The 6,702-nt window shown below is 40.2% G+C and carries 7 protein-coding genes; 6 read left to right on the forward strand and 1 reads right to left on the reverse strand.

Going from position 1 to position 6,702, the window contains the following annotated elements; genetic code table 11:
- Positions 1-91 precede the first annotated feature (91 nt).
- From AC058W_RS05955 to AC058W_RS05975, 5 genes are all read left to right on the forward strand, one after another.
- A complete protein-coding gene (locus tag AC058W_RS05955) occupies positions 92-979 on the forward strand; it encodes a phosphatidylinositol-specific phospholipase C/glycerophosphodiester phosphodiesterase family protein (RefSeq protein WP_118136638.1) in 888 nt (295 codons plus the stop codon).
- 134 nt (positions 980-1,113) lie between these two features.
- Positions 1,114-2,448: a MurT ligase domain-containing protein gene (locus AC058W_RS05960; RefSeq protein ID WP_117675235.1), complete on the forward strand. Its 1,335-nt coding sequence runs from the start codon at positions 1,114-1,116 to the stop codon at positions 2,446-2,448.
- Entirely contained in the window at positions 2,448-3,170 is a 723-nt protein-coding gene (locus AC058W_RS05965) for a type 1 glutamine amidotransferase (RefSeq protein ID WP_118136636.1), read from the forward strand. The genes AC058W_RS05960 and AC058W_RS05965 overlap by 1 nt, the downstream gene beginning before the upstream one ends.
- A 2-nt stretch (positions 3,171-3,172) precedes the next feature.
- Positions 3,173-3,829, forward strand: a complete 657-nt coding sequence (locus AC058W_RS05970) for a WYL domain-containing protein (protein WP_118630379.1) — start codon at positions 3,173-3,175, stop codon at positions 3,827-3,829.
- 31 nt (positions 3,830-3,860) lie between these two features.
- Entirely contained in the window at positions 3,861-5,348 is a 1,488-nt protein-coding gene (locus tag AC058W_RS05975) for a substrate-binding domain-containing protein (protein WP_243118114.1), read from the forward strand.
- A 155-nt stretch (positions 5,349-5,503) separates the two neighbouring features.
- On the opposite strand, the gene AC058W_RS05980 is transcribed toward AC058W_RS05975, so the two are convergent.
- Positions 5,504-6,076, reverse strand: a complete 573-nt coding sequence (locus AC058W_RS05980; protein WP_118630378.1) for a xanthine phosphoribosyltransferase — start codon at positions 6,074-6,076, stop codon at positions 5,504-5,506.
- Positions 6,077-6,484: 408 nt separating this feature from the next.
- Here AC058W_RS05980 and AC058W_RS05985 point away from each other — a divergent pair.
- The coding region (locus AC058W_RS05985) for a hypothetical protein (RefSeq protein WP_479389818.1) at positions 6,485-6,702 on the forward strand (218 nt) is incomplete at its 3' end.

Raw genomic sequence — 6,702 nt, forward strand, 5'->3', positions numbered from 1 at the left:
TAACCGAATCAAGTAAGTCCCCTGCGGAGGTTGCGAAGAGCAATAAGCAGTTTAGAAGAGGAATACAAATGACAGTCAGGAGAATAAGAAATTGAGTCAGAATACTACAAAGAAAAAATCAGGATTAGGTTATTGCATCAGATTATTTCTGCTGTTAGTAGAATTACTGGCTGTTACACTTTTCCTATGGGGGAATGATATCAATTCCATATCTGCCACTCCCCCTGAATTTAACTGGGAGAATTATAAGACGATCGCACATGCCTTAGGTGGTATTGGCGATAAGACATATTTAAATTCAAAAGAGAGTTTTCTGGCGAGTTATCAGATGGGATGCAGATTATTTGAAGTCGACCTTGTGAAGACTTCTGACAATGTCTGGGTATGTCGCCATAGCTGGAATCAATCATTGGATCAGTGGGAAGGCGATGGAAAGAATGTGTTGTCCTCAGAAGAGTTTATATCCAGACCTGTCTGTGGAAAATATACTCCGATGACATTTAAAGATTTGTTAATGTTGCTGAGTGATTATCCGGATGCGTTTGTGATGCTGGATTCTAAGCAGTATTCTGTCCGGAATTACCAGAAAACACTTGAAGATTATGCCGATTATATCGAATTAGCTCAGGAAGCAGGTGTTCCTGATGTGATGGGACAGGTCATACCGGAAATTTATAATCAGGCCATGTTCGCAGGAACTGCACTGCTATATAATTTTCCTGCTTATATTTATTCGTTATGGCAGGAATATTCCAAAGAAGATCTGACAGAGATTGCAGCATTTTGCAAAGAGAAAAATATTCAGGCAGCAACGGTTTATTATAAATACTGGTCAGAGGATGTCCAGGAGATTTTTGACAAAAAAGGAATAAAGCTATATATTTATACTGTAAATAATCTGAAGGAAGCGCAGGGCTATATGCAGAAAGGTGCGGCTGGTGTGTGTTCGGATTATCTGCAGGATACAGATTTTGAATAAAACAACTGTTTATTATTGTTTCGGAAATCCTGACGGTTTTCATCTACCGTATCGACAAGATTGTTTCAAAAATCAACTTGTCGGTACAGCGAAATAATAACGGTGATCATATTATAAAGGAAATATAATACACAATGAAAATAAGAGTAATGACTGCTGTCTTGGCAGCGAAATTTGTAGGATATGTATGTAAGAAAATGGGAAGACAGGGTGTAACCTGGGCAGGAAAAGTGGCAATTAAGATTTGTCCGGATATCCTGGAGCAGCTTTCTTCGCAGGTGAGAAAGGCAATCTTTGCAACCTGCGGTACTAATGGAAAAACAACTACCAATAATATGCTTTGTGCGGCATTAGAGGCGGAGGGACAGAAGGTAATCTGTAACCATACAGGCTCCAATATGCTTAATGGTGTTGTGGCAGCTTTTGTATTGGCGGCGAAATGGAATGGAAAGATTGACGCAGATTATGCCTGCATTGAGGCTGATGAAGCGTCGACCAGACATATTTTTCCGAGAATCAAACCAGATTATATGCTTTTGACAAATCTTTTCCGAGATCAGCTTGACCGTTACGGTGAGATTGATATTACCATGAATATTCTGGAAGAAATGATGCGTAAAGTGCCGAAAATGCAGATCATTGTAAATGGTGATGATGCATTATCCGCATATCTTGCCATGGATTCAGGAAATTCATATGTAACTTATGGAATCAGCAAGCCTGTGATCAAATCTGCGGCAAACGAGATCAGAGAGGGACGTTTCTGTAAATGCTGCGGTGAGAAGCTGGAATACAGATTCTATCATTATAGCCAGCTTGGAGATTATTACTGCCCGAAATGTGGTTTTGCAAGACCGAAGCTGAATTTTGATGCAGAGGATGTAAAGGTTGGTGACCAGCTGAGCTTTAATGTAGAAGGAAAGCATATTGTGGCAAACTATAAGGGCTTCTACAATGTATATAATATTCTGGCAGCATATGCCGGTGTGAGAACGGCGGGATTTGATGGAACACATTTTGAGGATATGCTTAGCAAGTTCAATCCGGAGAATGGCCGTATGGAACAGTTCCGCATCAAAGGTACCGGAGTGACATTAAATCTTGCCAAGAATCCGGCGGGATTTAACCAGAATATTTCTGCGGTGATGCAGGATCAGTCTCCAAAAGATATTATTATCGCAATCAATGATAATGCGCAGGATGGAACAGATATTTCCTGGCTCTGGGATGTAGACTTTGACCTCCTTGGCAATTCCACAGTAAAATCTATTACGGTAAGCGGAATCCGCTGTCAGGATATGCGTCTGCGTCTGAAATATGTAGATATTCCGTCTATTCTGGAGGGAGATGTAGAGAAAGCCATCCGGGACAGAGTAGAGGATGGTGTGGGTAATCTGTATGTACTTGTAAATTATACAGCATTGTTTAGTACCAGAAACATTCTGAAGAAACTGGAGGGCGAGAAATAATGAAAATCACGATTGGACATTTATATCCGGATCTTCTGAATCTTTACGGCGACAGGGGAAATATTCAGTGCCTGATGAAGCGATGCCTGTGGAGGGGAATAGAAGCAGAGACGATTCCATTTGAGCTGGATGATAAAATAGACTTCTCAAAGCTTGATATCGTACTTCTCGGCGGCGGCTCAGACAGAGAGCAGATGATCGTATGTGAGAAGCTCCAGGAGATTCAGCCGGACTTTAAGGCTTATGTGGAGGATAATGGAGTTGTTATTGCAATCTGCGGTGGTTATCAGCTGCTTGGAAAGTATTATAAAACAGAACAGGGGAATATAAAAGGCCTTGACCTGGTAGATCTTTATACAGAGCAGGGCGAAGGAAGACTGATCGAGAATATCGTGCTGCAAAGTGACTTGTTTGACATGCCAATTGTAGGATTTGAAAATCATGGTGGCAGAACCTGCATCAATGGCAATAAACCATTAGGAAAAGTGCTTTATGGAAAAGGCAACGATGGCCAGTCAGGATACGAAGGAGTAGTATATAAAAATGTGATTGGAACTTATCTGCACGGACCGTTACTCCCGAAGAATCCACAGCTTGCGGACTGGCTTATCAGACATGCGCTGGAAAGAAAGTATGGAAAAGAAGTAGAACTTGCACCATTGGATGACAGTCAGGAAAAAGAAGCAAATGACTATATATACCACAGATTTGTGAGAGGATAATTATGGCGAAATCATGTAATCAAAAAGGAAAAATCCTGTATCTGGAGAGAATGTTATCTGAAACTACCAGTGAGAAGCCGGTTTCCATGCAGGAAATTCTGACAAAGTTAGAAGAACGGGGAATACGCGCAGAGCGAAAGAGTATCTATGATGATCTGGAGACTTTACGTGATTTTGGAATGGAAATACACTATAGAAGAGGCCGCGAAGGCGGATATTTTACAGAAAATACGAAAAAAACAGAAGAAGATTCCTCAGCTATAACCAATGAAGGTGAAGAGACGAAACATCAGGAAGCAGTGTCAGAGACAGGAGAAATAACAGCAAAAGCGACAGTTCAGAAAGAGCAGACTCTGTCAGGACGTGTGCCGGCACCGGTACCTGATCAGAATGCCGAGAATAAGAAAGAGCTGAAGCTTATATGTCAGAACTCGGCAAAAAAGAAAATCCTGCGTACATTTGGTCCGGAAGTTGTCTGCAAGGAAAAAGGAGCAGATAGTTTTACTGTGACAGTCGAGGCAGTAGTCGACAAGGCATTATTTGGCTGGCTGGTTTCAATGGGCAGAAACGTACATATCCTGAAGCCTAAGAAGGTGGCCGTTGCCTATCGTGACTATCTCAAAAACATTGCGAGGGATTATAAGGGAATTGACAAATAAGCCGATAAATAAAGATAGAAAGGATCATATTATGAAAAGAAGAGCAACTGCTATTCTGCTTGGAATAATGGTATCCTCCATGTTCCTGTCCGCATGTGAAAAGAATGATGCAAAAGAAGCAGCTAATGAAAGTGCCCAGGTAGAAGAAGAGGGTGTAGGTGAGGTAACAGAGGAAGGCGATAAAGTAGAAGCAGAAAATAAACAGACCTCTGATGCTGATGACAGTAGCAAAACAGAGGGCAGCAAAGAATCAGGAGAAAAGAATTCAGATGCGTCTGAGAGTGAATCCACAGGTAAGGATTCTTCTGATAATAATGCGAATCAGTCAGACGATTCTTCAGATGATGAGGTGACAGAAGCTCCGGCTGGAAAAATCGGAGTGCTCCTTTCAGAAGAAGATGAGAATGCAAAGATTGACAGTGAGGCAATGACTTCGCAGATTGCAGATGGTGGATATGAGGCTGATATTAAGAATGCAAACGGCGATTCAGCACTTCAGATTTCTCAGATACAGGAGTTCATTGATGAGCAGGTTTCAGCTCTTATTATTGATCCTGTAGATCCATATGGCCTGACAGATATCTTAAAAACTGCAAAGGAGCAGGAGATACCGGTTATTTCCTATGATACATTGATTTGCGATACTGCAGATATTAATTATTATGCTTCATATGATACCAGAGCAATCGGAAAAGATATTGCTGCTGAAATAGTCAAGAAGATGGATCTGGATAAGGCAAGGGAAGATAAGAAATCTTATACCATAGAATTTCTTATGGGATCTCCGGATGACAACAGTGCGCTGTTTTTGTGCAATGGAATCCAGGAAGGACTTCAGGAATATCTGGATGATGGAACTCTTGTATGTAAATCAGGAAATACATCATTTGATGACACTGCGATCATGAGATGGAGTGAGACATCTGCAAAGTCAAAGCTGGAATCGATAATAAAAGAGTTCTATATGGAAGAGAAAACACCAGATATTATCTGTACAGCGTATGATGGATTTGCATATGCAGCAGAGGAAGTACTAAGCGATAATGATCTGGAATCTGAAAGCGAAGAATGGCCGGTGATTACTGGCTATGGCAGTGAAGTTCGGGCAGTAAAAGATATTGCAACAGGTAAGATGTCGTTTACCATGTTTATGGATCGTGAAGAGCTTGCGAAGGGCGGAGCTCAGATGGCAATTGATTATCTGACGGGTGAGAAAGTTGATGTAAAAGATTATTCACAGTATGATAATGGTATGAAAATTGTGGGAACATTTACCTGTGGAGCGCAGGTGATCGATAAAGATAACTATCAGATTCTGGTGGATAACGGAACTTATACAGAAGATGAAATTGCGCCTGATCCAACGCCAACACCAGAGGCAACACCAACCCCTGAGGTAACTGATACACCAGAAGCAACATCAACCCCGGAAGATTCGCCGAAAGATGATTCGGAAGCGAAAACAACACCAACACCAACACCAGCTCCGAAGACTACACTGAAGCTGGCAAAAGATTAAAGAACAGATAAAACATCGAATCAGAAAGTGGCAAAAATATTACAGCCTACTCTGTGTACAGTAATACAAAAATTCATAGGGAAATATAAAAAGGGCAGGAGAGATAGAAGAAACTATCTTTTCTGCCCTAAAAAATGAAAATTACAGGAGAAAAATTATTCTCTGAATGTTAAAGAATCGTCAGACATAGAATCGATGATTGCAAGAGACTCCAGACGGATCCCCATATCACGAATCTGCTGGCCCCCATGCTGGAAGCCTTTCTCAATTACAATGCCGGCACCTTCAAGTGTAGCCCCTGATTTCTTAACGATATCGATCAGACCGAGAAGTGCACATCCATTGGCAAGAAAGTCATCAATCAGAAGAACATGATCTTCCGGACCAAGGAATTTCTTGGAAAGGATAACATCGTATACTTTCTTGTGAGTAAAAGATTCTACCTTAGTTGTGTACATTTCTCCATCCAGATTGACACTCTGTGCTTTCTTTGCGAAAATGACAGGTACATTAAAGTACTGAGCTGCGATACAGGCAATACCGATACCGGATGCTTCAATTGTAAGGATTTTGGTAATTGGACAGTCAGAGAAGCGGCGTTTGAACTCTTTGCCGATTTCATTGATGAGAGTGATATCCATCTGATGATTCAAGAAGCTGTCTACTTTTAAAATATTTCCCGGTTTTACAATTCCATCCTTAAGAATTCGGTCTTTTAAAAGTTTCATAGATTTCTCTCCTTTATATATGTAATTTTGCAGTTACTGAATATAACAAATATGCCGGAAGATAATAAAATCTGACGGCAATAGATATACAGTAACATTTGCTATTTTGATAATTATAAATTATCATACGCTATAATTTGATTTCATGCAATTATTTTTGACAAAAAATCTAAAAATAATTATAATGAGTTCAAAATGGATGCACACAAAATATTTTAAACAATACAATTTAACCAAATCAAGTAAGTCCCCTGCTTCAATTGCGAAGAGCAATAAGCAGTGGGTGGGGACTTGCTTGTATCAGAAGGGGTACAAGCCCCTTCTGATAAACTGCGAAGCAGTTATTTGGTTATGGATTTGTAAGTCAAAAAAAGTTATAAATATTCAAATACAGAAAGTGGAAAGATAATGAAAGAATATGAATTAATATGGGAAATTTTTAATAAATGTCCGCGCAATCAGATGCGGGATGTTTTTGTGGAAGAACTGGAACTGGATGATCCGGAAGAATACATTAAGAACAAATTTAAGGGTAAAGAGGTTTCTTACGAGAAAACCGTACTGGAAGATGGTACGATTATTTTTGATATCATAACTTCTCAAATAAAACAGCGCTGTTCCTTTAC

This window comes from Blautia sp. CGZ-1-C1 (genome assembly GCF_056504575.1).